Annotated in this window: 25 protein-coding genes; 11 read left to right on the forward strand and 14 right to left on the reverse strand. The window is 69.4% G+C overall.

The annotated features are described in order from the left end of the window. Positions 1 to 413 precede the first annotated feature (413 nt). Positions 414 to 3,209 (forward strand): hypothetical protein, encoded by a 2,796-nt coding sequence (locus AB0O15_RS13945; RefSeq protein WP_364318186.1) that lies wholly within the window; start codon positions 414 to 416, stop codon positions 3,207 to 3,209. A gap of 168 nt (positions 3,210 to 3,377) precedes the next feature. On the opposite strand, the gene AB0O15_RS13950 is transcribed toward AB0O15_RS13945, so the two are convergent. After that, entirely contained in the window at positions 3,378 to 5,663 is a 2,286-nt protein-coding gene (locus AB0O15_RS13950; protein WP_364318188.1) for a hypothetical protein, read from the reverse strand. A gap of 539 nt (positions 5,664 to 6,202) precedes the next feature. Here AB0O15_RS13950 and AB0O15_RS13955 point away from each other — a divergent pair. From AB0O15_RS13955 to AB0O15_RS13970, 4 genes are all read left to right on the forward strand, one after another. Beyond that, positions 6,203 to 6,670: an SAM-dependent methyltransferase gene (locus AB0O15_RS13955; protein ID WP_364318189.1), complete on the forward strand. Its 468-nt coding sequence runs from the start codon at positions 6,203 to 6,205 to the stop codon at positions 6,668 to 6,670. 27 nt (positions 6,671 to 6,697) lie between these two features. Then, positions 6,698 to 6,904, forward strand: a complete 207-nt coding sequence (locus tag AB0O15_RS13960) for a DNA-binding protein (RefSeq protein ID WP_364318191.1) — start codon at positions 6,698 to 6,700, stop codon at positions 6,902 to 6,904. Then, entirely contained in the window at positions 6,853 to 7,179 is a 327-nt protein-coding gene (locus AB0O15_RS13965) for a nucleotidyltransferase domain-containing protein (RefSeq protein ID WP_364318192.1), read from the forward strand. The genes AB0O15_RS13960 and AB0O15_RS13965 overlap by 52 nt, the downstream gene beginning before the upstream one ends. A gap of 278 nt (positions 7,180 to 7,457) precedes the next feature. Beyond that, on the forward strand, positions 7,458 to 7,721 hold the full coding sequence (locus AB0O15_RS13970) for a hypothetical protein (protein ID WP_364318193.1): 264 nt from the start codon (positions 7,458 to 7,460) through the stop codon (positions 7,719 to 7,721). On the opposite strand, the gene AB0O15_RS13975 is transcribed toward AB0O15_RS13970, so the two are convergent. After that, positions 7,654 to 8,616, reverse strand: coding sequence for a tripartite tricarboxylate transporter substrate binding protein (locus tag AB0O15_RS13975; RefSeq protein ID WP_364318195.1), 963 nt, complete (start codon positions 8,614 to 8,616; stop codon positions 7,654 to 7,656). The genes AB0O15_RS13970 and AB0O15_RS13975 overlap by 68 nt on opposite strands. A 52-nt stretch (positions 8,617 to 8,668) precedes the next feature. Between AB0O15_RS13975 and AB0O15_RS13980 the strand changes: the two genes are divergently transcribed. Genes AB0O15_RS13980 through AB0O15_RS13990 form a run of 3 tightly spaced genes read left to right on the forward strand, consistent with a single transcriptional unit; the run spans position 8,669 to position 11,845 of the window. Beyond that, on the forward strand, positions 8,669 to 10,225 hold the full coding sequence (locus AB0O15_RS13980; protein ID WP_364318197.1) for an ATP-binding protein: 1,557 nt from the start codon (positions 8,669 to 8,671) through the stop codon (positions 10,223 to 10,225). 5 nt (positions 10,226 to 10,230) lie between these two features. Beyond that, positions 10,231 to 10,893 carry a response regulator gene (locus AB0O15_RS13985; protein ID WP_364318198.1) on the forward strand — a complete coding sequence of 221 codons (663 nt, stop codon included), beginning with the start codon at positions 10,231 to 10,233 and terminating at the stop codon, positions 10,891 to 10,893. Positions 10,894 to 10,927: 34 nt separating this feature from the next. Further along, positions 10,928 to 11,845 carry a hypothetical protein gene (locus AB0O15_RS13990; protein WP_364318200.1) on the forward strand — a complete coding sequence of 306 codons (918 nt, stop codon included), beginning with the start codon at positions 10,928 to 10,930 and terminating at the stop codon, positions 11,843 to 11,845. Between the two features lie 4 nt (positions 11,846 to 11,849). Here AB0O15_RS13990 and AB0O15_RS13995 read toward each other — a convergent pair whose 3' ends face one another. Genes AB0O15_RS13995 through AB0O15_RS14005 form a run of 3 tightly spaced genes read right to left on the reverse strand, consistent with a single transcriptional unit; the run spans position 11,850 to position 14,883 of the window. Next, entirely contained in the window at positions 11,850 to 13,397 is a 1,548-nt protein-coding gene (locus tag AB0O15_RS13995) for a tripartite tricarboxylate transporter permease (protein ID WP_364318202.1), read from the reverse strand. Next, a complete protein-coding gene (locus tag AB0O15_RS14000; protein ID WP_364318204.1) occupies positions 13,394 to 13,873 on the reverse strand; it encodes a tripartite tricarboxylate transporter TctB family protein in 480 nt (159 codons plus the stop codon). The genes AB0O15_RS13995 and AB0O15_RS14000 overlap by 4 nt, the downstream gene beginning before the upstream one ends. Then, positions 13,870 to 14,883, reverse strand: coding sequence for a tripartite tricarboxylate transporter substrate binding protein (locus tag AB0O15_RS14005; RefSeq protein ID WP_364318206.1), 1,014 nt, complete (start codon positions 14,881 to 14,883; stop codon positions 13,870 to 13,872). Before AB0O15_RS14005 ends, AB0O15_RS14000 begins: the two co-directional genes overlap by 4 nt. A gap of 257 nt (positions 14,884 to 15,140) precedes the next feature. Between AB0O15_RS14005 and AB0O15_RS14010 the strand changes: the two genes are divergently transcribed. Beyond that, the gene (locus tag AB0O15_RS14010) at positions 15,141 to 16,367 is read left to right on the forward strand and encodes an NAD(P)/FAD-dependent oxidoreductase (protein ID WP_364318207.1); all 1,227 of its coding nucleotides are present in this window, start codon (positions 15,141 to 15,143) and stop codon (positions 16,365 to 16,367) included. Positions 16,368 to 16,396: 29 nt separating this feature from the next. Next, positions 16,397 to 16,969, forward strand: coding sequence for an OsmC family protein (locus tag AB0O15_RS14015; protein WP_364318209.1), 573 nt, complete (start codon positions 16,397 to 16,399; stop codon positions 16,967 to 16,969). Between the two features lie 253 nt (positions 16,970 to 17,222). Here AB0O15_RS14015 and AB0O15_RS14020 read toward each other — a convergent pair whose 3' ends face one another. The 4 genes from AB0O15_RS14020 to AB0O15_RS14035 form a co-directional block, all read right to left on the reverse strand. After that, entirely contained in the window at positions 17,223 to 18,734 is a 1,512-nt protein-coding gene (locus tag AB0O15_RS14020) for an alpha/beta fold hydrolase (RefSeq protein WP_364318210.1), read from the reverse strand. A gap of 23 nt (positions 18,735 to 18,757) precedes the next feature. Then, a complete protein-coding gene (locus AB0O15_RS14025; RefSeq protein WP_364318212.1) occupies positions 18,758 to 19,363 on the reverse strand; it encodes a hypothetical protein in 606 nt (201 codons plus the stop codon). A gap of 5 nt (positions 19,364 to 19,368) precedes the next feature. Beyond that, positions 19,369 to 20,034 (reverse strand): NUDIX domain-containing protein, encoded by a 666-nt coding sequence (locus tag AB0O15_RS14030; protein ID WP_364318214.1) that lies wholly within the window; start codon positions 20,032 to 20,034, stop codon positions 19,369 to 19,371. A 278-nt stretch (positions 20,035 to 20,312) separates the two neighbouring features. Beyond that, on the reverse strand, positions 20,313 to 21,188 hold the full coding sequence (locus tag AB0O15_RS14035) for a LysR substrate-binding domain-containing protein (RefSeq protein ID WP_364318216.1): 876 nt from the start codon (positions 21,186 to 21,188) through the stop codon (positions 20,313 to 20,315). Positions 21,189 to 21,279: 91 nt separating this feature from the next. Between AB0O15_RS14035 and AB0O15_RS14040 the strand changes: the two genes are divergently transcribed. Next, entirely contained in the window at positions 21,280 to 21,630 is a 351-nt protein-coding gene (locus AB0O15_RS14040) for a nuclear transport factor 2 family protein (protein WP_364319020.1), read from the forward strand. 137 nt (positions 21,631 to 21,767) lie between these two features. Here AB0O15_RS14040 and AB0O15_RS14045 read toward each other — a convergent pair whose 3' ends face one another. The 5 genes from AB0O15_RS14045 to AB0O15_RS14065 are packed head-to-tail and all read right to left on the reverse strand — an operon-like array spanning position 21,768 to position 25,870. Beyond that, positions 21,768 to 22,712, reverse strand: coding sequence for a zinc-binding alcohol dehydrogenase family protein (locus AB0O15_RS14045; RefSeq protein WP_364318218.1), 945 nt, complete (start codon positions 22,710 to 22,712; stop codon positions 21,768 to 21,770). Further along, on the reverse strand, positions 22,709 to 23,068 hold the full coding sequence (locus tag AB0O15_RS14050; protein WP_364318220.1) for a hypothetical protein: 360 nt from the start codon (positions 23,066 to 23,068) through the stop codon (positions 22,709 to 22,711). Before AB0O15_RS14050 ends, AB0O15_RS14045 begins: the two co-directional genes overlap by 4 nt. After that, entirely contained in the window at positions 23,065 to 23,928 is an 864-nt protein-coding gene (locus AB0O15_RS14055) for an extradiol ring-cleavage dioxygenase (protein ID WP_364318222.1), read from the reverse strand. Before AB0O15_RS14055 ends, AB0O15_RS14050 begins: the two co-directional genes overlap by 4 nt. Positions 23,929 to 23,963: 35 nt before the next feature. Beyond that, entirely contained in the window at positions 23,964 to 24,764 is an 801-nt protein-coding gene (locus AB0O15_RS14060; protein WP_364318223.1) for a citryl-CoA lyase, read from the reverse strand. After that, positions 24,746 to 25,870, reverse strand: coding sequence for a CoA transferase (locus tag AB0O15_RS14065; RefSeq protein ID WP_364318225.1), 1,125 nt, complete (start codon positions 25,868 to 25,870; stop codon positions 24,746 to 24,748). The genes AB0O15_RS14060 and AB0O15_RS14065 overlap by 19 nt, the downstream gene beginning before the upstream one ends. Between the last annotated feature and the right edge of the window lie 52 nt (positions 25,871 to 25,922).

Below are 25,922 nucleotides of genomic sequence, written 5' to 3' on the forward strand. Positions count from 1 at the left end.
CGGCCCGTACTGACGATCCGGGACCTGACCGCACCGCTGCTGGTGATGCCCTACGACCGGCACGCCGGAACATTTGCTCGGGGTGGCCGCGTTGGATCAGCTCACCACCGTCGTGCGGCAGCTCGCCGTGCTCGGGATCCGGGGCGTGAAGGTCTTGGCTACGGCACCGGTCGTGACCCCTCGGCGCGTGCCGCGACCGCGCCGGCAACCTGATGTGCCAGGCCGTCGAACGAATCAAACCGGCGGCCCCGGCGATCGTGGCCGCCACCGAAGCACACGAACGGATGGCTTGCGAAACTTTCTCGCCATTCTACCGAGTGTTGCCTCGTTGCTGAGCTGGTTGACAGTCCGCATCTACGACATGCCCATGACCGTACGGACTCTGCGAAGCGGCGGTGCCAGAATGGGTTGGCGTGGCCAAGGGCGCCCGCGAAACTTCCGACAGGCGGGCGGGCGTGGAAGCGACCTTCGACAACGGACTCCCCGCTCTGCTCGCCGAGTACGGTGAGCTCCGAGAGGAGTCGCAGGCGGCGAGACGCACCCTACGGCTCGCCGGCTTGGTGGTGCGTCTGCTAGAGGAGGCGGGCGTCGATGCCGCGCTCAGGCTCCCAGATGTTCCTGCCGTGGCGTTCATGTTGGACGGCCGGCCGTTCCTGATGGGCCTGACCTGGTTGGATCGGCCGATGAGCGGCTCCGCGACCGCGCAGATGGCCGAGTCACTGCGCTCCCACGCTCACGACGGCACGGTGATTGTGGCGTCCATGTCTGGCTTCGATTCGTCGACACCCTCCGGGCCGGACCGCACGCTGCTTTGGGATCGCACACACGTCGAATCCGCCTTGTGTGGTCTCGCGCCAGTGCTGGACATGCTGACGGTCACGGCGCGGGCCGCGTTTGTCGAAGGCGCCCGCTATGTTCCGCTCGAGCGGATGCTCACCATCGACGACGGGACGTCCTCCCCGCAGATGGCCACACCAGACCTCATGCCGCCACCGTGGCCGGTCTTGCCAGAGCCGTACGACGGCATCCCGGCCACGTTGGCGCTGGTCGGCGAAGACGGGTGGCCGAATATCTCGGGTATTGCCGCCCTCGACGTCGATCGACTCGTGGTCGTGACGGAGCAGGGCCTGGTGGAGCTCGACACCGTACGCGGCGTGACGTCGTGGATCATGAGACTCGCTGGGTGCGTCGACGAGCCCTTGGTCATGCCGGACGGGTCGGTATTGGCGGTGTGTAATGACGCTGTGGTCCGGGTGGCCGACGGCCGGCTGGAGGCGATCGCGGGTGGTTTCTCCGGCAACGTGCACCTGCTGACTGGGCCCGAGGGTGAAACGTGGGTACTCAGCGGGAGCGGACCAACATTCGGTGCGGGCACCGGCACGCTGGCGTTGACCCGCATCGGCGAGCGTGTGGGTCGCCAACATCGCTACGACATCGAGTTCAACGCCAACGTCCACACTGCCGGTTGGCTTGAGGGACGGCGGTTCTTCCTGGCCGCAGCCGGTAACTCCACGGTCATCGATCTCAATCGAAGCTCACGTGCGAAGCGGGACGACTGGATCCCGTCGGCGCACGACTACCGTGCCTACCTGCTCGGAGTCGACGACCATCGGGTTATCACTGCGGGCGGCAACCCGACCGGCCTCGGCGTGACACTTGTACGTACCGACATTCGTGCACGCTCCAACGAACTGCTCACCAACCTCACCGTCAACTCGGTGAGGGGACTGTGCGCGGCACCGGATGGCGTCGGCTACATGCTGGGTGACGTCTACGGTGCCCGTCGAGGTCCGCGAGACCCCTGGCCGGTGCTCATCCGTCTGCCTGGCCTGCGCCCGCCAATCGTCACGACTGGCTACGCTCCACAGAGCACTGCGGCGGCGACAGCGGGAGGAACTATGGACCCGTACGACACCGTGCGACTCGCCGCACGCGGAAACCTCCGCGATTACCGGCGCGACGCGCGTCCGATCGACGACGGCGGACAAGCAGTGGTCTTCCGGGCGGAGCACAAGCCATCCGGCGTTCTCGTCGCCTTCAAGAAGCTGCGCTCAACGAGCCCGCAAGCGGTCGCGAGGATGAAGCGAGAGGTCGACGTGGCCCGCGCGCTGGGGGACAACCCGCACGTAATGCCGGTACTCGACCACAGCGACACGTACGAGTGGTTCGTCATGCCGCTCGCGAAGGAGACCGCTGCCGCTGTCCAGTCCGAACTGAGCCATCCGGACGCGCTGCGGGGACTTGTCACCGCGATCTGCGAAGCGCTGCGGCCAGCACACACCCTCGGCTGGGTCCACCGTGACCTGAAGCCCAGCAACCTGCTGCGACGCGACGGGGTCTGGACCGTAGGTGACTGGGGATACGGCCGCCGCCCCCGTGGGCAGACGACAAACCCTGACCGCACCCGTGTCGGAGCCATGCTCGGCACCGAAGGCTTTGCTGCACCCGAACTCTCGATCGACGCGCACAAGGCTGGTCCACAAGCCGACATCTACAGCATCGGGCAGATCATCGGCTGGGCTTTGCGGGGCCAATGGCCCCAGGCGAACACGCCACTGCTGCCCGCGGATGGACCCTGGCGCCACGTGGCCAAGGAGTCCACCCACCTCGATCCCACCCGCCGTCCAGCTAATGTTGACGACCTGCTGGAACTCATCCGACAAGAACTCGATTTTGACCAGCCTGACGGCAGCGATCCCGCAGCGCAGTTCATGGCAGCCGCCAACAATGGTGACGAAGCAGCCGCCGCGAAACTGTTCGCGCTCGCCGCCCGGAGTCCCAATGACACCGACCTCTACTGCCGCATCCTTCCCCGGCTCGATCCCGAAGCGGTGTACGCCGCCGTGGCGGCCGACCCGCAACGCGCCATCGAAGTTGCGCACGCGATGCGGGAGCACCTCTGGGCGGACGTGTCACATGAGGAAGCAGCCGGCGTCATCATGTTGCTGCACTCGATCGAGAGATGGGCAGCCGACGACGGCGACCTTGACCTCCTGGAGGAGGCCGCCGAGGCGCTCTTCGTGTGGGACGGGCGCTGGGATCAGTGGACGCCTCAACGAACCATCCGGACGTGGATGGCCACCCTGCAAGGGGATCCAGCCGCAGTGATAGCCCGCCAACTTCGGCGAAACCCCGACGCCGCCCGGCACTTCGCAGAACTCAACGAAGACCGCCACGTGGACGAGCGCATCCGCCGGGCGGTCCGCTGAGTGAATGACTAGGCGCCCTCCGGCCCGCATGCCGGATGCCGAAGATCTCTGAAACCGGGGCCGAAGCGCGAGCCGCTCGAAGCCGCTTCGCGCGACTGCGGCGGGGTCACGTTAGATGCGGATCTTGTCACCTGGTGAACTTGTGGGCCGACGCGTGGCGGAGCAGCCTCAGCCCGACGCCTGATCCGGTGAGTCGGAGTGCGTACGGGGTGGTGGCGGACTCGTGAAGATCTCGCCCAACCCTGGGCTCCCCTCAATGACGGCGACGGCCAGGCTCGCTGATATGCCTTCGGCGATACCGATCCAGTTGGGAAGCCCGAGGTCGGCGACCTTGGCACGGCAGTGACTTGCAACCATGTCGTCGAGTTCCGGCCGCAGCAGCCGGTAGTCGGCCATCAAAGTGACTCCGAGGCTGTCGGCGAACACTTGGGTGATGTTGGACCAGCCCTTTTCCCGAGCCCTGAGCTGGACATGCAGGAGGCCCTGTTCCCACTTGTCTCGCGAGTCGTCGTCACCGTTCAGCAGCGCGATTCCGGCCAGCATCCAGTGGTCCGGTCTGCGTACTTCCAGATCATGCAGAAGCTGTTTCAGCATCGGCGGGATGGGTTGTTCGGGCTTAGCCGCCGGGACAGATCGGAGACCTTGTCGGGTGAAGTACCAGTCGTCGATCGCCTCCGTGAAGCTCAGCAACCGGAACCAGTCGGGTGGGCGCTCGGCGTCGAAGTAGCCGTCGAAGAAGAGGCCGTTTGCGATATAGTTGCCGACCCAGTCCAGTTCGTCGTGGGTTTGGACCCTACCGTCGCGTTCGAGGCGCAGCCGGCGCAGCATGTAATGACCGAGTTGGCTGCCTTGGAGGAGGTCGGTGACGGCCATCAGGTCGGTCAGCGAGAGGACCCAGGGGACATGCCTATCCGCTGGAAGAGTCCCAATACTCCGCAACTCGTGGGCTTCGGTCGCCCATACCGTCACGTCGTCCAGGCACACAATGATCTCAACCTGGAGGGGTGCGGCAAGTGCCCGTACCTGGTTGCCGGTGAAGCCCAGCGCAGGACCACCGTGCGCGCCTAGTTCCGTCGCCAAATCCCGATGTTGCTGTGCGGCGGACTGGACCAGGTCCTTGAGGTGGCGGAGCATGCGGTCCGAAGATCCGCGAAGAGCGGGCGCCGTCATCCGGCCGGCCTTGCATTGCACCCGCAGACCCAGGTCGTCTGCGCGGACAAGACCGTCAAGATCGCTATTGGTGGCTGGCGAGCGCCACTTGACGCCCGTCCATGACTCGCTGCCGGGTAGTGCTTCGGCGAGCCTCTTCGTGGCTTCGCGCTCCACGAACTCGCCTCGCGACGCGACGTATCGTTCCCAGACTCGACCGTCCTTGTGAAGGGCGTCCTCCATCAACGCCCTGATCGACTCGACGAAGGTCGACGGGGCGGGCACTAGGTATCCGTCATCCAGGTTGAGGATCGGCCAATGAGTGAGGGGATGCGCACCTGTGGGATAGGCGTGGTGTTTGACCTTGAACTCTGACGGCGGGCACGTGAACGCGTCCAGGAACGCCTGGCATGTCGCCGTGTCAAGCCCCGTTTCTGTAGCCAGGTCCTCGGGGGTGATTAAAGTGAGCGATCGGGCATCATGGAAGGTCCAGGCTGATATGAGCATGGCGACCTGCTGTTTGGCCTCCGTGGGAGTCATCGACAAGACCGTCGCTGGGAACGGAGTGCCGCTCACATCCCGACGCTGACGCGCACGTTTGAGCATCCGTTCTATTTCGTGGCGAGCCTCACCTGCCTCGCATTCTCGCGGGTTCACCCGCTTCTCTATCACCGTCCCGATCGCATCGGACAAGGCGAGTGCGTCGCCGACGGTGAACCCGAGCAACTTTCGGCACTCGGTGTCGAACGGGTCGAGGCAGCCACGAAGAACACTGAGCATATGTTCGGGATACGCGGTTCCCCGGATACCCATCGAATACATGCGGGCCTTGAACGCATACTCCACAGTCGCGTCGTCGGGGTGAGCTTGGCGGTCCTCCATTGCGTCGAGCATGGTCAGCCAGGTTGCCGCGCGGAACATGTCCCTGACCAGCTCGATTGCCTCACCGGCAAGTTCATGTTGCCGTACGGGGTCGATGTCCTCACGACGCACGATGCCCACGCCGAGAGCTTGGAGCGCCAGGTACTCGATGTGCGCCGGCGACTGGTCGTTCTCGGACTCCCGATAGGTGTCGGGATCAATCCTTGGGTAGACGAGCGAGAGGAAACCGAGCAGATCTGCGGGATCCGCTTCCTGAAGAATCTCGACTAGCCGGCCTCGCCGTTCGGCCTGGCGTTGCCATAGATCATCGCGCTGTGCCAGAACTCCGGCGACAGCTTCGGCATGCGCGTCGGGAGAACCGACGCCCTCCATCGTGATGTGTCGCCCGTGTCGAGCTACGCGGAAGAGGCTGGTCTCCAGCACCTCCGTCGAGTCGCGGGCCTCAGAACGCCGCGCGTCAGCGTGACGCTTACTCCTCTTGCGGCCCATCTGCAACTTCCACTGTTGACCAAGGCTCCGCCCGCCATCGCCCTACGGTCCTCCAGCATACTTCCCGTCCGCTTTTGCCCTCACCAGGGTTTCTTTGGCGGCGAGGGCGAAGGACGAGCCACAGGGCCGCGGGGGCTTTCCCGGATGGTGTTTGAATCCCACCATTGCAATCCTTCGAAAAGGTGCGGCGCGCTCCGGCCCCCCGGAGCCGACGTCCGGTCAGCTCCGGACGGGAGCCGGGCTGCCGATGTGTACCCGGCTGCCCTCGGGTAGGTCGGGATCGCCTCGACCCCTAGCCGCCCTGACCAGCGTTTATTGTGTCGGGCGGACCGCCGTTGCCGGGTAGCGTGGTGCCCGTGGGTGATGAACACAAAAGTGTGTCAGATTCCCGGGTTCGGCTTGCCGGCCCTAGCCATTCATTGCAACCGAACAGCGATCGTTAGTGTGCGCACAACCCGACTTGCTATGACCCGATGGTGCTGGTGCATGCTCGCGCGCTGCTGTCCGGGTCGACCGCCGAGGGCCTGACCACGTACGTCGAGGCCGACTACCACGAGCCGGACAAGATCGTGGCCGCGGCGGGCGACGCGCTCGACCTCACCCAGCCGGTCGCGATCATGTTCATGGGCGTGCTCGGCTACGAGCCCGACCTCGAGGTGGTCCGGTCGATCGTGAGCACCACGGTCGCCGCCGCCGCGCCGGGCAGCCACCTGGTGCTCTGGGACGGCACCAACACCAGCCCGTCCGTGGTCGACGGGGCGAACAAGCTGGCCGAGAGCGGCGGCGTGCCGTACATCCTGCGCAGCCCCGACGAGATCGCGAGCACGTTCGCCGGGCTCGAGCTGGTCGAGCCGGGCCTGACCCAGATCACCCAGTGGCGCCGGGGCGACGATCCGGACGACTACATCGATGCGTACGGCGCGGTGGGTCGCAAGCCCTGAGGGTTGTCTGACGACTAGTCTTGCGGCGTGACGGTACGACTGGTTGGTGCCCGGGAGATCCGTACGATGCTCGCCCCGATCGCGCGGCGCCGCTTCTACAAGCTGGCCAAGCGCCGCGGCTTCCCGGCGGCCGCCGCGACGCTCGCCCAGGGCCGCCTGTGGCGCGCCGAGGAGGTCGAGTCGTGGATAGCGCTCAACCGCAGACCGTCGCCGAGTCCTACCTCGCCGCGGTAGACGCGGCGCGGCCGGGCCTGGTCGAGCGCCTCTACCTGGTCGGCTCGGCCGCGCTGGGCGCCTGGCAGCCCGGTGTCAGCGACGTCGACGCGATCATCTTCACCTCGCGGCCGCTGACCGACGCCGACCTGGCCGTGCTGCCGACCACGGTCGACGGCCCCTACCTCGCGCCCGAACTGCACGATCTGTGGCCGGTCGACCGGCGCGTGGTGCCGTTCGTGGTCGGCGAACGTCGCCGAGATCCCGGCCTGTCTGAACGACGTCAGCCCCGATGACCCGGCGAGCGGCGACGGCGTCACCTGGTTCGTCCTCGGCGGCCCGGCCCGGCTGCACTACACGCTGGCGTACCAGGACATCGTCTCCAAGGCGGCCTGCGGCGACTACCTGGCGTCGATCTTCCCGGCGTTTACCGACCTGGTCCGCCGATCCCAGGCGTGGCGCCGCGGCGAGCCGGTCTCGTTCACCATGGCCGACCTGGCCCTGGCCGCCGAGAGCGTCAATGCGGTGGCCGACGACGCCTGGCGCCGCTTCTCGGCGTGACAGGATGGGTGCCATGGACATCGTGCTGACGATCGTGGTCGTGACGGCCGTGTTCGGGGTGGTCCTCTGGGCGCTGGTGCTGCTGGCGCGCAAGGTGCGCCGCAGCGGGGTCGGCGCCAACGTGATGGGGCCGATCGACGAGATCTATAACCCGGGCGCGGCGCGGTGGCGGCCCGAGATCGAGCAGCACGAGCAGCGCGTCGAGCCGGTTATCGGGTCGGGGCGAGACCGAGACCGTCCAGGACCTTCGACACCCGGGCGTCCTCCGCGGCCATGAACCGGTCGAAGTCCGGCCCGTCCAGGTAGGCCGCGGTCCAGCCGAACCGCTCCCGCGCCGCCGTCCAGGCCGTCGAGACGGCCAGCTCACCGAGCATCTCGAGGAGCAGGGCGCGGCCCTCGCCGGCCAGCCCGGGCGGCGCCACCAGCCCGCGCCAGTTGTTGAAGACCACGTCGAAACCGGCGTCGCGTACGGTCGGGGCCGGCAGCTGGGGCACCGGCGCCTCGCTGGTCACCGCGAGCGCCCGGAGCTGGCCCGACTCGATCTGGTCGGCGTATTCGCTCAGCCCGGACATGGCGAAGTCGACCCGCTTGCCGAGGATCGCCGCGAGCAGGTCGCCCCCGCCGTCGTGCCGGTCGTAGACGACACCGGCCGGCGGCAACCCGACCGCGTCGGCGAGCAACATCGTGGCCAGGTGATCCGGCCCGCCGGCGAGTGAACCGCCGCCGATCGTCACCCCGCCCGGATCGGCGCGCCAGCCGGAGATCAGCTGGTCCAGCGACCCGTACGGCGAACCGCGCTCCACCACCAGCACGGCCGGCTCCTGCACCAGCCGCGCGACCGGTGTCGTGTCCCGCAGCCGGACCTGGGCGTCCGCGGTGATCTGGGCGCCGACCAGCCCGAGCCCCATGAGCATGAGCAGCCGCTCGTTGCCGCGCTCGTACACCAGCCGCCGCAACCCGACCACGCCGCTCGCGCCGGGCAGGTTGAAGACCTCGACCCCGCGCGCTATGCCGCTGCTGGCGAGCGCCGCGGCCAGGACCCGCGCGGTGACGTCGTAACCGCTGCCCGGCGGGTTGGGCACCATGATCCGCAGATCGGCGTCGGCCGCGGCCGACGTGCACCCGGCGAGCGCGGCGGCCAGCGTTCCCCCGAGAAGAGTCCGCCGCCGCATGGCAGACAGCCAAGCCCTTTCCCTCCGGGCCGTCAACCAGCACCATGGGCGGATGCGCCAACGCCTGTCGCTCTCCGGGCAGCTGCTCATGATGCAGCTGGCCATCGTGCTGCTGGTCGTGGTGGCGGTGGCGGCGGTGTCGATCGCGGAGGCCGACGCCGCGTTCCGGCGGGTCGAGGGCGAGCGGCTGCGGTCGGTGGGCGAGAACACCGCGATCAACAGCACGGTCCGGCTGGGCCTGCGCGACCAGCTGGGGCGGGACGTGCTGGAGACGGTGGCCGAGACCGCCCGGGCGGTGTCCGGAGCGTCCTATGTGGTCATCGCCGACCGCACCGGCACGATCAAGACCGGGCCGGACGCCGGGCAGCCGGTGCGGATGGGGGCGAGCACGGGCCTGACCGGGCGCTCCTGGGTCGGTGTGCTGGACGATCCGAAGGAGCTGGTGGCGCACGTTCCGGTGTTGGACGAGCAGGACGGCCGGTTCATCGGGATGATCGTCGTCGGCCGGGCGTACCCGACCCTGGTCGGCCAGCTCGGCAGCGCCGTACCCAATCTGCTGATCTATCTGGTGCTGGGCGCCGTGGTCGGGGTCAGCGGGTCGCTGCTGCTGGCCCGCCGGGTGAAGCGGCAGACGCTGGGCATGGAGCCGCGCGAGATCTCCGGGCTGGTCGAACACCGCGAGGCGATGCTGCACGGCATCAAGGAGGGCGTGATCGGCACCGACTCGGTCCACCGGGTGACGCTGGTCAACGACGAGGCGCTCCGGCTGCTCGGGCTGCGCGCCGACGCGGTCGGGCGGGAACTGGCCGAGCTCGGGCTCGACCCGGCGCTGCTCGACGTGCTCACCGGGAGGTCGGCCGGCGTCGACCAGGTGGTGCTCAGCGACGACCGGGTGGTCGTGCTCAACCGGCAGCCGGTGGTGATGCGCGGCCGCGACGTCGGGTCGGTGACCACCCTGCGTGACCGCACCGAGCTGACCGCGCTGCGCCGGGAGCTGGACGTCAGCCGGCACACCACGGACACGCTGCGGGCGCAGGCGCATGAGTTCGTCAACCGGCTGCACACCATCGCCGGGCTGGTCGAGCTGGGCGAGCACGAGGAGGTGGTCCGCTACATCACCCGGACCAGCGAGCTGCACGAGAGCCTGGACCGCGAGGTCACCCGGGCCATCCGCGACCCTGCCCTGGCCGCGCTGCTGATCGCCAAGGCGAGCCTGGCCGCCGAGCAGAATGTCACGCTCACCATCGGGGCCGGCACCGACCTGCCGCCGGTCGACGAGCGGCTCTCGGCCGACCTGGTCACGGTGGTGGGCAACCTGGTCGACAACGCGTTCGACGCGGTTCGGGCGGGCGGTGAGATCACGGCGATCGTACGCACGGAGGGTGACGATGTTGTCGTCACGGTGACCGACACCGGGCCGGGGGTGGCGCCCGAGCTGGCCGAGCGGGTGTTCCAGCAGGGCTACAGCACCAAGGGCGAGGAGGACGGTCACCACGGCCTGGGGCTGGCCCTGATCCGGCTGATCTGCGTGCACCGGGGCGGCCGGGTGTCGGTCGAGGGGTCGACGTTCACCGCCCGGATGCCGCATGTCCTGGCGGCCGTCTCGTGATCCGGGTGCTGGTCGTCGACGACGACTTCATGGTGGCGAAGGTGCACCGCGGCTTCGTCGACCGGGTGCCCGGGTTCACCACGGTCGGCGTGGCCCACACCGGGGCCGACGCGCTGGCCGTCGCCGCGGCCGAACGCCCCGACCTGGTGCTGCTCGACATCTACCTGCCGGACATCTCCGGGCTGGAGGTGCTGCGCCGGCTCCGCGAGCAGCCGGGCGGCGGGCCGGACGTGCTGGCCGTGACCGCGGCGCGCGACGTCGGCACGGTGCGGTCGGCGCTGCACGGCGGCGTGGTGCACTACGTGCTCAAGCCGTTCACGTTCGACGTGCTCCGGGACCGGCTCGAGCGGTACGCCGACGCCTACGGCCGCCTCGCCACCGCCCGGGACGTCGCCCAGTCCGATGTGGACGACCTGTTCGTGGCGTTGCGCACCACGCCCAAGGTGCTGCCCAAGGGGCTCACCGAGGACACGTCGGCGCTGATCGCGGCGGCCATGCGGTCGTACGACGGCGACCTGTCGGCCGGGGAGTGCGCCGAGCGGATCGGCCTGTCCCGGGTCAGCACGCGCCGCTACCTGGAACATTTCGTCGACACCGGCAAGGCCGAGGTGCGGCTGCGGTACGGCTCGGCCGGCCGTCCGCAGCGCCGCTACCGCTGGATCGGTTGACTCTCTCCCTGGGGCAGACCACAGACTCGGCGCCATGCACGTTCCTTATGTGGGCAACGGCCCCTACTGCTACTCCAACTCGCTCGCGATGCTGCTGGGCGAGCGGTCCCCGTCGACGGCGGTCATCGAGGTGGCCACCGGCGGCCCGTTCGGGATGCAGCTGATCGGCGGGCAGACGGTGTTCTTCGACGCGTACGGCTGGGATCCGGACCTGGGTTTCGGCCGTGCCCTGACGGCTCTGGGCTGGCGCTCGGAGGTGTCGAAGGGCGGTAGCGCCGAGGAGGCGCTCGACCGCTTGCGTGCCGCCGCGGCCGACGGCCCGGTCTGGGTGGGGCCGCTGGAGATGGGCCACCTGCGTCATCACCCGGAGATGACCGGCCCGATCGGCGCCGACCACTTCGTCGTGGTGCTCGACGTGAACGACGAGCGGGTGCTGACGCACGATCCGCACGGCTACCCGTACGCGGAGGTGCCGGTCGCCGAGTTCCTGACCGCGTGGCGGGCCGAGACCCTGTCCTACGGCGACCCGTACACCATGCGCACCGGTTTCGAGCAGGTCGCCGAGGTGTCCGACGCCGACGCGATCCGGTCGATCCTCCCGGCCGCCCGCGATCACCTGGCCATGGTCGCCGACCAGAAGATGCCGCCGGGCAGCCTGGGTAACGCCGACGCGGCCCACCGGGTGGCCGAGCTGGTCGAGGCGGGCGCCGAGGACGGCCTGCGGGACCACTTCATCTACTTCGCCGTACGCGTCGGAGCCCGCCGCCTCGACGACACCGCCACCTGCCTCGAGTTCGCCGGCCAACCGGCCGGCGCGGTGATCGCGGCCGAGCAGGCCCGCCTCGTCGGCTCGTTGCAGCGTCCCCTCGTCGACCGGAACTACCCGAAGGCGGCGGCCGCCTTGCGTGAGCTGGCTCCGACCTACGAGCGCCTGCTGGCGGCGTTGAGTTAAGGCTTCAGTCGTCCTCGGCGAAGGCGAGTTTCCGGGGCTCCTCGTCGGCGTTGGGGGAGTGCCGGAGGCGGGCGATGATGCGCGGCAGGTAGGGCACGATCACCGCGACCACCGCCAGCGCCAGCAGGGTCACGGTCAGGGGCCGGGTGACGAACACGGTCATGTCCCCGTTGGACACCAGCAGCGCCCGGCGGAACTGCAGCTCCATCATCGGCCCGAGGATCAGGCCCAGGATCACCGGCGCGATCGGGAAGTCGAAGTGCCGCATCCCGAAGCCGACGATGCCGACGGCGTACGCGATGAAGACCTGGCTGATGCTGCCCGTCGCCGCGTAGACGCCCAGGGTCGCGAAGACCAGAATCCCGGCGTACAGAATGGGTCGGGGGATCTGCAGGACCTTGACCCACACCCGGATCAGCGGGAGGTTGAGCGCCAGCAGCAGCACGTTGCCGACGTAGAGCGACGCGATCAGCGCCCACACCAGGTCGGGCGACTTCTCGAACAGCTGCGGGCCGGGTTGCAGGTTGAAGATCTGGAACGCGGCCAGCATGACCGCCGCGGTCGCCGAGGTCGGGATGCCCAGGGTCAGCAGCGGCACGAGCACGCCCGAGAACGCGGCGTTGTTGGCCGCCTCGGGACCGGCCACCCCCTCGATGGCGCCCTTGCCGAATTCGTCCTTGTTCTTGGAGCGGTGCTTCTCGTACGTGTAGGACAGGAACGTCGGGATGTCCGCCCCGCCCGCGGGCAGGGCGCCGAACGGAAAGCCGAGCGCCGTGCCGCGCAGCCACGGCGCCCACGAGCGGCGCCAGTCGTCCCGGCTCAACGTCGGGGTGCCGGGTTGGATGGGCTCGATAACGGAAGGCAGCGTGCGGAGACGCGACGCCACATAGAGCGTTTCGCCGATCGCGAACAGCCCGACGATCACGACGACGATGTCGATGCCTTCGAGCAGTTCCGTCGTACCGAAGGTGAAGCGCGCCTGACCGGTCAGCCCGTCGATGCCGACCAGGCCGAGGAACAGCCCGAACATCAGCGACATCAGGCCGCGGAGCAGCGAGCGGCCGACCAGCGCGGTCACCGCGACCATGGCCAGCAGCGCGAGCGCGAAGTAGTCCGACGCCCGGAACGTGGTGGCCAGCTTGGCCACCGGCTGGGCGAACAGGCTGAGCAGCAACGTCGAGATCGTGCCGGCCACGAACGAGCCGATCGCCGCGGTGGCCAGTGCGGCCTTGGCCCGGCCGCGGCGGGCCATCTGGTAGCCCTCGATCGCGGTCGCCACCGAGGCCGACTCGCCGGGCGTGTTGAGCAGGATGGACGTGGTCGAGCCGCCGTACATGGCGCCGTAGTAGATGCCGGCGAACATGATGAACGTGCCGATCGGGTCGTCCAGGCTGAACGTGACCGGCAGCAGCAGGGCGATGGTCAGCGCCGGTCCGATGCCCGGCAGCACCCCGACGAACGTGCCCAGCGTGACGCCGATGATGGCGTACAGCAGATATTCGGGTTGAAGGACCGTCCCGAAGCCGGACAGCAGGTCGCCGAAGACGTTCACAGCGGGAACACCCCGGCCGGCAGGAAGATGTCGAGCAGGCGGGTGAAGGCGAAGTAGATCGCCAGCGGCAGGACCAGGGCGACGATCACGTCACGGACCAGGCTGCGGCTGCCGAGCACTCTTGACACCGCGATGATGAACAGGAACGCCGAGACGACAAATCCGGCATATTCCAGGATGAGCGCGAAGCCGACCAGGCAGCCGACGACCCCGAGCGGGGCAATCCAGCCCACGGAATCGTCGCTTTTTTCCGACTCACGGGGAAATCGCAGCAGGTAGAGCGCCGCCACCAGGACCCAGCCGCCCGTGACCAGCACCGGAGCGAGGCGCGGCCCCTGCGGGCTGAGGTCGCCGTCGGCCGCTTGCCACGCGAGGATAAAGAGGACAATTCCGACTGCCAACAGGGTGAGCGGGAGGACCCACCCGGAGCGGCGGCCGGCGACAGGCCGCCGCTCCGGTTCGGACTCGGACGTCATCCGCCGAGGCCGATCTCGGTGAGCACCGTGGTGATCCTCTGGTTCTCACTGGTGAAGTACGCCTTCGCGTCCGCGCCGCTGCGGTAGAAGTCCTCCCAGCCCTGATCGGCCAGGGTGGCCTTCCACTGCTCCGACGCGTGCAACTTGTCCATCATGGCAACGATCGCCTGCTGGGTGGGCTCGTCGACGCCGGGCGGGGCGACGATGCCGCGCCAGTTCATCAGTTCGACGTCGTACCCCTGCTCCTTGATGGTCTTGGCCGGGCTGCCGCCGCCGACGTCCACGCCCTTGGCGCCCGACACCGCCAGCGCCCGCACCTTGCCCGACGCGACCAGATCCTTGAACTCGCTCTGCCCCGACACGGCTGCGGTCAGGTCGCCGGCCAGCAGCGCCGCCTTGGACTCACCGCCGCCCGAGTAGGCCACGTACTTCATCGCCTTCGGGTCGGCGCCGGCCGCCTTGGCGAGCAGTCCGATCAGGATCTGGTCGGTGCCACCGGCCGAGCCACCACCCCAGTTGATCGAGGTCGGGCTGGCCTTGGCGTCGTCCATGAGCTGCTTGAGCGTCTGGTACTTGGAGTTCGCCGGGACGACGACGACCTCCTGCTCGGCGGTCAGCGTGGCGATCGGCGTGACCTGGTCGAGCTTGACCGGCGACTTGTTGGAGACGACGCCGCCGACCATGACCAGGCCCATCACCATCAGGTGGTGGGGGTCGCCGCTGTTCTTGGACACGAGCTGCGCCAGCCCGATCGTGCCGGCCGCGCCGGTCACGTTGTAGACCTCGACGGACTGGTCGATCAGCTTCCCGTCGGTGAACGCCTTCTGCATCGTGCGACCGGTGAGGTCCCACCCGCCACCGGGCGCCGCGGGCACCATGAGCTGCACGGTCTTGGTCGGGTACTGGACCGCGCCGCCGTTCTTGGCCGCGCCGGGCGAGTCTCGCTCACAGCCGGCCAGCGCACCGGATACCAGCATCGCCGACACGGCTACCGCCAGTGCACGTCTCACGGCTGCTCCTCAGGTTACGAGTTCGTTTCGCCGATGCTGCCTGTCCGGGTGACGCCGGTCACCGTTGCGGACGCGATGGTTCTTTTGGTCATTTTGAAACCGCTTTTGAGGGGTACGGGCCCACCGGAGTCCCGCCTTCGACGCGCCGGGTCGCCGCTTGGTCCGGGCCGCTTCTCGCCGCCGGGCCGGATTGTGGAGATCTCGTTCTCCACCTGACATCCAAGGTTCGCGGCGCGCTGATCGGCATCGTGAGACGCATGAACTCGCTGGCGAACGACGTCGTGGTGGTGGGCGGCCGATGTGCCGGCGCGGCCACGGCGATGCTCCTGGCCCGGCGCGGGTTGCGGGTGACCCTGGTCGAGCGCAGCCGGATGCCGTCCGACACCCTGTCCACCCACGGCATCGCCCGCGGCGGCGTGGTGCAACTGTCCCGCTGGGGCCTGCTCGACGAGGTTCTGGCCAGCGGTGCTCCGGCGATCCGCCAGGTCGTCTTCGGCCTGGACGGCGTCGAGACCGTTCGCCCCCTCAAGGATCACGCGGGTGTCGACGTTCTGATCGCGCCGCGCCGCCACGTGCTCGACACGATCCTGTTGCGGGCGGCGGCTGAGGCCGGGGCGGCCATCCGCACCGGCGTCGCCGCGACCGGGGTTCTGCGTGCCGACGACGGCCGCGTCGAGGGCATTCGCTCCTCCGCGGGCGACATCCCGGCGCGCCTGACCATCGGCGCCGACGGCGTGCGCTCCCGCATGGCCACCTTCTTCGGCGCCGACCTCGTGGAGAGCCACCCGTCCGAGGCCGCGACCTACTACGTCTACGTCGCCGGCCTGCCGAACCGCGGCTTCGAGTACCACCTCGGCTCCGGCCTGTTCGCCGGCGTCTTCCCCACCCACGACGGCCTGTCGTGCGTCTGGGTCTGCGGCCCGGCCCCGACCACGTCGCGGGCCACGACCGGCTTCGCCGACCTGCTGGCCCGGGCCTCACCGTCGCTCGCCCGGCGGGTTTCCCAAGGCCACATCACGTCCCGGGTACGCGGGGCGGCCCGCCTGCCGAACCTTCGCCGCCGCGCCACCGGCCCCGGCTGGGCGCTGGTCGGCGACGCCGGCTACCACCGCGACCCGATCACCGGCCACGGCATGACCGACGCGTTCCGCGACGCCGAGCTGCTGGCCCGCGACATCTCCACCTACGAGCGGCGCCGTGACGACGCCGTGCGCGAGGTGTTCGCGATCACCCGTGAGATGACCCGGTTTCCACCGCCGGACGAATTCACGGCCCTTCAGCGGCGACTGAGCCGCGCCCTCGATGAGGAGGCCACCACGCTGGCCTCCATGCCCAAAGGGTCTGAATGGTGGATCAGCCAGGGCTGCGGCGTGGCCCAGAGCGCGCCTGACAGCCGCCACGAAACACCCAAATACAACACCGGTATTCGGGCGCTTCGCGCCGGATGCCAGCCACCCTCTGGACCTCGCCTCGCACTTGGCTGATCCACCATTCAAACCCTAGGAGAACTGGTATGACCGTCAACGGAGTCGACACGAGCACGCTGTTCGCCACGATCAACGCGGTGAAGGAACAGCCGTCACTGGCCGAGTTCCAGTTCCGCGCCCGCAACCGCTGGGTCAGCGGCACCCACAACCGCACCACGATCAACGGCTACTCCGGCGCCGGCCAGGAGCACGTCCGGGCCGTCGACCACGAGTACGACGCCGACCACCCGCCGGTCCTGACCGGCAGCGACCAGGGCCCGACCCCCGTCGAGTTCCTCCTGCACGCCTTGGCCGCCTGCCTGACCAGCGGCCTGGCCAACATCGCGGCGGCCCGGGGGATCCCGCTGACCGAGGTGACGTCCACCGTGGAGGGTGACATCGACCTGCAGGGCATCCTGGGCCTGAACAACGAGGTCCGCAACGGCTACCAGGCCATCCGCGTGACCTTCGAGATCCGCGGCGACGCCACCCCCGAGCAGCTCGCCGCCCTGCTCACCCAGTCCCGCAACCGGTCGGCCGTGTTGGACGTCCTGACCAACGGCGTGCCGATCGAGATCAAGATCAACACCCCGGCCGCCGCCGCGCCAACCCCGGCCTGACCCCACCGGCGTCGACCGCGATAGCGTCTCGACCCCTTTGCTCTGAGCGCGTATAGGCACCACTCCTTGGCCCCTCTTGCTCTGAGCGCGTATAGGCACCACTCCTTGGCCCCTCTTGCTCTGAGCGCGTATAGGCACCATTCCTTGACCCCTCTTGCTCTGAGCGCGTATGGGCACCACTCCTTGGCCCCTCTTGCTCTGAGCGCGTATAGGCAACACCCCGCGCCGGACCGCGCCGCGGAACGAAACGCCGTCAGGGCCGGCTGAAAGCGCCGTCGCCGGCGGCCACCAACGAGATGCCGGACACCGCCACCAGATCGCGGACCGTCGCCGAGGCCAGGAAGCGCCCCGGCGACGCGCGGTCGGCGAGTCCCACCGCGACGTCGACACCGGGGCCGTCGACGATCCCGCCGTCCCGGGCGATCTCCGCGATGTGCAGACCCAGCCGAGCCTCACCGAGCGGCTTGGCCAGCACGTCGCGGATCGCGGTGGCCGGACCGTCGTACACCGCGATTTTCACCCCCGCCGGTGTGTGAGCGATGCGTACCGCGGCCAGCGGCGGCAGCTCGCCACGGATCGCGAGCACGGTGCCCAACGCCAGGTCGGGCGGCGACGCGGGCGTGATGTCGGACAGGAACGACTCCAGCGGATCCAGGATCTGGTTCGCGTCGATCGCCACGAAGTGATCCGCGCCCGGCAGCTCGACGAATCGCGCCCCAGGGATGTGCTCGGCCAGGTAGCGCCCCTCCTCGGGCCGGCTGTCCCGGTCGCCGCGGCGGTGCATGACCAGCGTCGGCACCCGTACCGAAGGAAGCGCGTCCCGCACGTCGACCAGCGTGTTCATCGCGATCAGCGCCCGTACCGTCGACGGGGTGGCCGCGGCCCGCGCCCGCTGCCCCCACCACCGCGCCATCGCGTCGTCGGCGGACGGCGCCATCACGCGCATGTCCGCCTCCCAGCTCCACTCGACCGCGAGCCGTTCCACGTAGCGTTCCCGCTCCTCGCGGGTCGGCGCCCACGGGTAGTCGTCGGAGCGCTCACGCTTCGCGTACGAGCCGTAGAGCGCGAGCGCCTCGACCCGGTCCGGGTGCATCGCCGCCAGCAGCGCGGCCATCGGCCCGCCCTCGGAGTAGCCGAACAGCACCGCCCGCCGCGACCCGGCCGCGTCCATCACGGTCAGCAGGTCGTGCATGCGGGTCTCCAGGTCGGGAACCTCCCGCGGCCGGTCGGAGAGCCCGGTGCCGCGCTTGTCGAAGCGGATCAGCCGCCCGAAGGTGCCCAGCCGGTCGAGGAACGCGGCGTGCCGCGGGTCGGCCCAGTCCAGCTCGAGGTGCGACACGAAGCCGGCGATCAGCACGATGTCCCGTGGCCCGCCGCCGGTGACCTGGTAGGCGATCTGCAGCCCGTCGCTCTCCGCATAACTCACCGGCTCATGCCGGACAGCCGGTGACGCCCCGCCCAGACGCACCGTGCCGACGAACCGGTAACCCTTCCCGTGCACGGTCCGGATCAGCCGCTGCGCCTGCCCGTTGTCGCCGATCGCCTGCCGCCCCTGCTTGATCCGGCTGGTCACGGCCGATTCGCTGACGAACCGTCCACCCCAGATCCGATCCATCAGCTCTTCCTTGGGCACCACCCGGTCCCGCTGCGCGACGAGGTAGGCCAGAACCTCGAAGACCTGCGGTTCGACGGGCACGCGGACACCCGCCCGGCGCAGCTCGACGCCGTCCGGGTCGATCTCCATGTCCTCAAAAGCCCAGGTCACAAGGGCAACCTATCGTCGCGGCGTCACATGCCGCTACCGATGTCACCGCCGCTGCTGACCCACCCCGGTGGTGGCGGCGTCGAATACGGCCCTTTGCCGCCGGTGGCGCGTCCCGGCCCGTCGAGATGCTGGAGGCAGACGGCGCCCGGCACCGTCCAGCACTGCCCGCGCCCACCGCAGTCGGCGAGGTACCGCCGGGCGTCCGGCACGTCCACCGACTTGTCGACCCGGAAGAGCAGCGGAAGGCCGTCCGCCGGCTCTTCCCGAGCCTGCCGGTAGGTGACCGCCAACTCGTGGCCCGTTCCTCCGGACTCCACCCCGCCGGCCGCCTCGGCATGCGGAACCGGTCGTCCGACCGCGGCCGCGATGAACTCCGCGCACTCCCGCTCGTGCCGTACGAATTCCCGCCACCAGTCCGCGACCAGTACCGACGGCATGGAGCGCGCCCCGCGTGGATGCCGTGCGTGCAACCGGAACCACTGCCGCGCCGCATCCTCCACCATGGTCAGGTGCGCATCGGTCAAACCTGGCCGAGACGCGGCCAGCCGCTGGCGCACCCCCGTCGGGAACACATAGTCATCAACCGCGGCCACCCGCTTCGAGGCGCCGCCGAACACCCGGAGAGCCATGCGCCTCAGTGTGCGCCGGCGAACGGTCCTCGGACAGCGGCCCATTGGAGGAGCATGATGGTCTTGGCGTCCGCGATCCGCCCGTCATGACACATCGCCAGCGCTTCCTCGAACGGCAACTCGACGACGGCGATGTCCTCCCCGTCATCGGCCAGCCCGCCGCCGTCACCCGTCCGAGTGCCCGAGTCGTAGGGCGCGGCATAGAAATGCAGCCGCTCGGTGACCGACCCCGGGCTCATGTAGACGTCGAACACGTGCTGAAGCGACCCCACCTCAACGCCCAGTTCCTCGGCCGCCTCCCGCCGGATGGCCGTCTCCGGATCATCGTCATCAAGCAGCCCCGCCGCCGTCTCCAGCAACATCCCGTCCGGATGATCATTCACATAGACGGGATACCGAAACTGCCGAGCGAGCAGAACCGTCCGCCGCGCCAGGTCATAGAGCAAGATCGTCGCCCCGTTACCCCGGTCATAGGTCTCCCGCTGCTCCGTACTCCAGGTCCCATCCGCATGCCGGTAGTCATAGGTGGTCTTCCGCAGCACGTGCCACCCGCTGGCCACCAACTCCACCCGCCGAACCACAACATCCGGATTCCGATCCAGCCCCAGTCCGGCCCGATCCAGCCCCGTCCGCCCCCGATGATCAGGCACATCAACCCCGGCCACACCCATGCCGCCACCCTACGTTGATCTTCAAACCCATCCTTTTGGTACGCCCAGAGCACTCCCCGCCCGTCCCGCCGCTGGCCCTGCTCCGAGCCCTCGCCGGGTCGCGTCGTCCCCTCGCGTCAGCCGTCCTTTGTCCGCCTCTTTCGCCGAACGGCCTTCCTTCGTTCGCCGATCGGCACACCTCGTGGACGTTTCTGCCGCATCCATCGCACGGCGCAACTCGTGGCCGGAGCGGGACTGGGTGGGTGATCGCGCTCGGTGCGGCCGTGGCGACCTGTGCCTCAGCCCGCGAAGGCTTCGCGGCAGTGGCGGGCGAAGGCTGCCGCGGCCGGGCTGGGTCGCGGCCGCCAGACAACGGCGAGCAGCGCCGGCAGCTCGATCCCGTCGATCGGCCGCGCGACCAGCTCCGGGAATCCGGCGGCCATCGATCGGCTCAGCACCGCGACGCCAAGGCCCCGCGCACCGAGATCCGCGACCGCGCCCGGTGCGGACGCTTCGAGCGCGATGACCGGCCTCAGCCCGGCGGCCGCGCATGCCTGGTCGAAGGCGCTCCGGATTCCGGTCCCCGAGGGCAACGACACGATCGGGTGTTCGCAGAGCGTCGCCAACGGCAGAGCCGACCGACCGGCGAGCGGATGCCCCCGCGGCACGATGGCCGCCAGCCCCTCACTGATGATCACCTCGGCCGAGAGCCCGTCCGGTGGCTCACCGGCGATCCCGACCAGCGCGACATCCGAGAGCCCCGCCCGCACGTCGGCGATCAGCACATCCGAGTTGCCCTCCCGCAGCGCCAGCTCGATGCCCGGGTGCTCGTCATGGAACGCGGCCAGCGCCCCGAACCAGGGCTTCACCTCGCACCCCTGCACCATCCCGGCGACCAGCCGCCCGCGGAGCAGCCCATTCACCTCGTCAACGGCGCCGCGCAGCTGCTCGGCGGCGGCGAGCGCCTCCCGGGCGAACGGCAACGCCGCGCTACCGGCTCCGGTCAGCCGCGCGCTCCGAGCCGACCGATCGAACAACTCAGCGCCAAGCTCATTCTCGAGCGCCCGTACCTGCGCGCTGACCCCCGGCTGACTGATGTGCACCCGTTCAGCGGCCCGCGTGAAGTTCGCTTCCTCGGCCACCGCCACGAAGTACTCGAGCTGCCGCAATTCCATAACCACAGATTCTAGCCACTACAAGAACTATGAGTTGGACTTGTAGCGCCAGCCGATGGAGGGTGAACTCATGAGCGAACGAGAGAAGGCCATGAAGCCGGAGGACCTGACCCGCCTGTTCGTCGAGCGCGCGAACGCCAAGGACGCCGAGGGCTTGTCGCTCCTGTACGAGGAGAACGCCGTGATGGCCTACCCACCCGGCGAACAAACGGTCGGCCGAGCCGCCATCCGCACCCTCTGGGAGAACGCCTTGCCCCACCTGCCGGCCTTCGAGCCGGAGGAGCCGCTACCCACCCTGATCAGCGATAACCTGGCCCTGACGTCAACCCCGCCCAAGGACGGCGCCGGCGCCCGAGCCCAGGTGGTCCGCCGCCAGCCCGACGGCTCCTGGCTCCGCGTCCTCGACCAGCCGGAGTTCACCGCCCCCGCAAAGTCCCGCTGACCCGGCACCCGGGTCGCGTGCCCTGCGGCCTCCGCGCAGCGGCGTCAGAGGATGACACCCAGCCGGAGTTCACCGCCGGCGCGAGGTTCCGCTGACCCGGGCCTGGATCGGGCGCCAAGCCAGCTTCGTTGGCGGCCTCAAAGGGCGACGACCAGGCGTCGGTCGGCGGTGCCGGCGGCCTGGCGGGACCAGGCGTCGCCGATGTCGGCGAAGGCGACCGTCTCGTAGTCGAGGGTCAGCCGGCCCCCGCGCACGTGCTCGGCGATCACCGCGAGCGCGTCGGCCCGCTGCTCCTTGGTCAGCTCGGTGTTGGTGTAGCCGAGCACGCTCAGGTGCTTGCCTCGCAGGGTCGCCGAGTCGAACGGCGCGTTCTCGCCGGCCGAGCTGCCCAGGTTGACCAGCCGCCCGCCGGGGCGCAGCGCGTGCAGCGCCGCCACCGCCGGCGCCCCGAACACCGGGTCGACCACCAGATCGAACGGACCGTGCTCGGCCAGACGCTCGTCGAGGGCCGGCCGATCGATCCGGACCACGGCCGCCGCCCCGGCCCGCTCGGCCCGGCGCTGGGCGGCGTCCGACCGGCACCCGGCGATGACCCGGCCCGCCCCGTGCAGCCTGGCCAACTGGATCGAGGCTTGCCCGACGACCCCGCCGCCGCCGAGGACCAGCACCTGCTCGCCCGAACGAAGGTCGCCACGCCAGGTCAGCGCCATCAGCGCGGCCACCGCCGACAGCCCGAGGGCCGCGATGAGACGGTGGTCAACGCCCTCGGGCAGCGGCACGACGTCACCGTCCGCGGCCACTGCCCACTCGGCCATGCTGCCGTTGCCGGGGAGCATGCCCGCCGACGTCGCGAACCACACGGGGGTGCCGTCCGCCAGCTCACCCACCCCTTGCACACCCGGGACGTACGGCGTCGCCGGCACCCCGAAATACGACGTCCCGGACGCGCACAGCAGGTCGAGCGGCGTGATCGAGGCGGCGGTCACGCGCACCCGGACCTCGCTCGGGCCGGCCGCGGGCTCGGGGCACTCGGCGACCGAGGGCGGCCGCCCGCAGGTGTCGACGACAGCGGCGCGCATCATGTCGCGATGTCGGGGTAGGGCAGGTCGAAGTGCTTGAGCCGGGCCCCGAACGCGATCTGGTATTCCAGCGGCCCATGGTCACGCTCGAACATCGCGATGAACAGGGTCAGCGTCAGGAACGGGTGTGCGCCCAGCTCGAAGAGCTTCACGTGGTCGTGACCGGCGAGCGCCGCACGCTCTTCGTCGGTGAACTTCAGCCAGGTGCTGGCCTCGCCGGTGTGGCAGTTCAGGACCGCGTTCGCCCGCTCGGCCTCCCACCAGCTCACCGTGCCGGCCGGGTCCTCCCGGTAGCGTTCCACCAGTTCGGGATCACGGTCCACCGTGTACAGAAACTTGTCCACCAGGTACTTGCTCACTTGGGCGCTCCGTTCGGGTACCAGGTGAAGTACGCCTCCATGGTGTGGAAGAGGTCGAGGCTGTCGACGTAGTCGGCCTTGGCCCCGGCGCCCGCCACGCCCATCATGAGCATGAAGTCCATGAACCCGTGCGTCGCGTTCCCCGGCGCGTGCAGGCTGTCGAGCGTCACCTCGGAGAGGCAGCTCTCCAGATCGCCGGTGGCGATCCACTCGACGGCCTTCCGGTCGAACTCCGGGTCGGGCCCGTGCTCGCCGAACTGTCGCGGCCCACCCAGCTCGAGCGAGAGATGGCCGGTGCCGATGATCGCCACCCGCAGGTCGGACGGCCAGGACTCGACAATCTCCCGGATCGTCTCGCCCAGCTGCACGAACCGTTTCGGCCGGGGGAGCGGTGGCGCGAAGATGTTCGTGTAGATCGGCACGATCGGAAGGTCGGCCTCGGGCCGCAGGGTGATGATCGGGCACGTGATGCTGTGGTCGATCCGCAGCTCGTTGCTGAAGGCCAGGTCGAAGTCGCGGTCGATGCCCTGGCGCAGCAGATGGGCGGACAGGTCCTCGTCGCCCTTGAGCAGCATTCGCGGCAGCCCGAACTCGCGCTTCTCGTTGTACCAGTTAGCGTCGTAGAACGGCGCCTTGCCGATCAGGAACTGTGGCATGTTGTCGAGCCACAGCTGGTGGAAGTGGTCGGAGCCGACCATGACCAGCACGTCCGGGTTGGCCCGGGTCAACGTTTCGCGGAACGCGGTGATCTTGCGTACCCACTCGTCGGCGAAGGGCGGACGATCTTCGCCGGTCGCTGTGCTGGCCCGGTAGTAGAACGGGTGGTGGGTGGAGGCGATCACCGCTACGACGGTGGCCACGGCGGCTCCTCTCTGTGGTCTGTTCGGGCGGTGGTCTACTCGGCTTGGTCGAGGTCGGTGTAGACCGCGTTGCGGTCGACGGTCAGGTAGATGTCCATGCCCAGCGGGCGGCGCCGTTCCTCGGCGAGGTGGCCGAGCAGCCCGGCCGCCCGGGCCAGCAACGCGAAGCCGCGCAGCAGGTCGACCGGCAGGCCCAGGTCGGCCAGCGCCGCCCCGCACACGCCGGCGCCGTTGAGCGGGAGCGTCCGGCCCAGCACCTGTGGATGCACCCGGCCGATCGCCTCGAACAGCCGCAGGTGTGGCCCGCGCAGTCCCTCTTCGTCGGCGATGCCGATCAGCACCGGCGTACGCGGATCCTGAACCTTGTGAACGGGGTGCCCGAGCCCGGGGATGAGCCGCTTCGCCGACCGGGCGGCCCGGACCGCCTCCAGCGCGACCGCGTCCCACCCGGCGTCGTCCTCGGGTTGCGTCTCGAGGCCCCGAAGCGTGTCGTGCAGGAACCGTCCACAGTCTTCAGTGACACCGAGGAACCGGGAGCCACCGCCGAGGAGGCCGGCCGCGAGGGCGCCCTGCAACGACTCGGGCGCGCTCAGGTAGGTCAGCCGGGCCGCGATCGCGGTCGGCGTGAAGCCGTGGTCGGCCAGGGCGACCAGCACCGCCTCGAAGACCCGCGTCTCGCCCGCGGTCGGGCGGTGCCCGGCCACCAGCCAGTAGGCCAGCTCGCCGAACCCGACCTTGCCCATCAGATCGGCCGCGAGGTCGTGGCCGAGCAGCCGGATCTGGTCGGCGTCGGACGTGCCGATCGAGGTCGGGAAGCTCAGTTCTCGGTCAGCCACGCGCGGATCTCCTCACCGTGCTCGTCAAGGGCCGGGGGCGGCAACTCGTATCCCGCCGGGGTCTGCGAGAACGTGATCGGGTTGCGGACACCCGGCACGTCGCCCACGGTCACGACCGGTTCCAGGCCGAGTTCCTCGGCGAGCGCGAACCCGCCGTCGATCGTGTTGATCGGAGCGCACGCCACGCCGGCCGCCAGCAGCTCGCGGAACCACTCGTCCTTGGTGCGCTTGGCCAGCCGCTCGACCAGGATCGGCCGAAGCTCGGCGCGGTTGGCCGTGCGGTCCTGGTTGTGCGCGAAGCGCGGGTCGTCGGGCAGCCCGGGCAGATCGAGCACCTGGCACAGCTTGCGGAACTGGCCGTCGTTGCCGGTGATCACGATGAGGTCGCCGTCGGCGGTGGGCAGCGGCTCGTACGGGAACAGGCTCGGATGCGCGTTTCCCATCCGGAACGGCACAGAACCGCCCGCGACGAACCCGCTGCTGTGGTTGACCAGCCCGGACAGCGCGGACGACAGCAGGTTGACCTCGATCCGCTGGCCGGTGCCGTGCTCGTCGCGGTGTCGGAGAGCGGCCAGGATGCCGATGCTGGCGTGCATGCCGGCCATCACGTCGAACACCGAGATGCCGGCCCGGTACGGCGGGCCGTCCGGGTCGCCGGTCAGGCTCATCAGGCCGGAGATCGCCTGGACCATCAGGTCGTACCCGGGATAGCTCGCGCCCTTGCCGGTGCCGAAGCCGGTGATCGACGCGTAGATGATGCCGGGATTGGTGTCGCTGACCGTCTCGTGGTCGAGGCCGAAGCGCTGGAGCCCGCCCGGCCGGAAGTTCTCGATCAGCACGTCGGCGCGGCGCGCGAGGCGCTGGGCGACATCCAGATCATCGGGATTCTTCAGATCGAGGGCGATGGAACGCTTGTTGCGGTTGACTCCGAGGTAGTAGGTCGCGATGCCGTCCCGGACCGGAGGCATCCAGGTGCGGGTGTCGTCACCGCCCGGGCTCTCCACCTTGATGACCTGCGCGCCGAGATCGGCGAGCAGCATCGTCGCGTACGGACCCGCGAGGATCCGGGAGAAGTCGGCCACCACCAGGCCGCTGAGAGGTCCCATGTCCGCCCTTCATCGTGTCCGCCAGGCGGACGATCGTCCGCTACCGGGAAGT

Origin of the sequence: Actinoplanes sp. NPDC089786 (genome assembly GCF_040684855.1) — a bacterium.
GTDB lineage: Bacteria > Actinomycetota > Actinomycetes > Mycobacteriales > Micromonosporaceae > Actinoplanes.

Bases quoted from the DNA above. Each gene is read 5' to 3' on its own strand.
- AB0O15_RS14045 (WP_364318218.1), bottom strand. From the start codon at position 22,712: ATGATGCGCGCCGCTGTCGTCGACACCTGCGGGCGGCCGCCCTCGGTC.
- AB0O15_RS14030 (WP_364318214.1), bottom strand. From the start codon at position 20,034: ATGGGTGTGGCCGGGGTTGATGTGCCTGATCATCGGGGGCGGACGGGG.
- AB0O15_RS14025 (WP_364318212.1), bottom strand. From the start codon at position 19,363: ATGGCTCTCCGGGTGTTCGGCGGCGCCTCGAAGCGGGTGGCCGCGGTT.
- AB0O15_RS14035 (WP_364318216.1), bottom strand. From the start codon at position 21,188: ATGGAATTGCGGCAGCTCGAGTACTTCGTGGCGGTGGCCGAGGAAGCG.
- AB0O15_RS14040 (WP_364319020.1), top strand. From the start codon at position 21,280: ATGAAGCCGGAGGACCTGACCCGCCTGTTCGTCGAGCGCGCGAACGCC.
- AB0O15_RS14015 (WP_364318209.1), top strand. From the start codon at position 16,397: ATGACCGTCAACGGAGTCGACACGAGCACGCTGTTCGCCACGATCAAC.
- AB0O15_RS13955 (WP_364318189.1), top strand. From the start codon at position 6,203: ATGGTGCTGGTGCATGCTCGCGCGCTGCTGTCCGGGTCGACCGCCGAG.
- AB0O15_RS14000 (WP_364318204.1), bottom strand. From the start codon at position 13,873: ATGACGTCCGAGTCCGAACCGGAGCGGCGGCCTGTCGCCGGCCGCCGC.
- AB0O15_RS14065 (WP_364318225.1), bottom strand. From the start codon at position 25,870: ATGGGACCTCTCAGCGGCCTGGTGGTGGCCGACTTCTCCCGGATCCTC.
- AB0O15_RS13970 (WP_364318193.1), top strand. From the start codon at position 7,458: ATGGACATCGTGCTGACGATCGTGGTCGTGACGGCCGTGTTCGGGGTG.
- AB0O15_RS13990 (WP_364318200.1), top strand. From the start codon at position 10,928: ATGCACGTTCCTTATGTGGGCAACGGCCCCTACTGCTACTCCAACTCG.
- AB0O15_RS13980 (WP_364318197.1), top strand. From the start codon at position 8,669: ATGCGCCAACGCCTGTCGCTCTCCGGGCAGCTGCTCATGATGCAGCTG.
- AB0O15_RS14010 (WP_364318207.1), top strand. From the start codon at position 15,141: ATGAACTCGCTGGCGAACGACGTCGTGGTGGTGGGCGGCCGATGTGCC.
- AB0O15_RS13975 (WP_364318195.1), bottom strand. From the start codon at position 8,616: ATGCGGCGGCGGACTCTTCTCGGGGGAACGCTGGCCGCCGCGCTCGCC.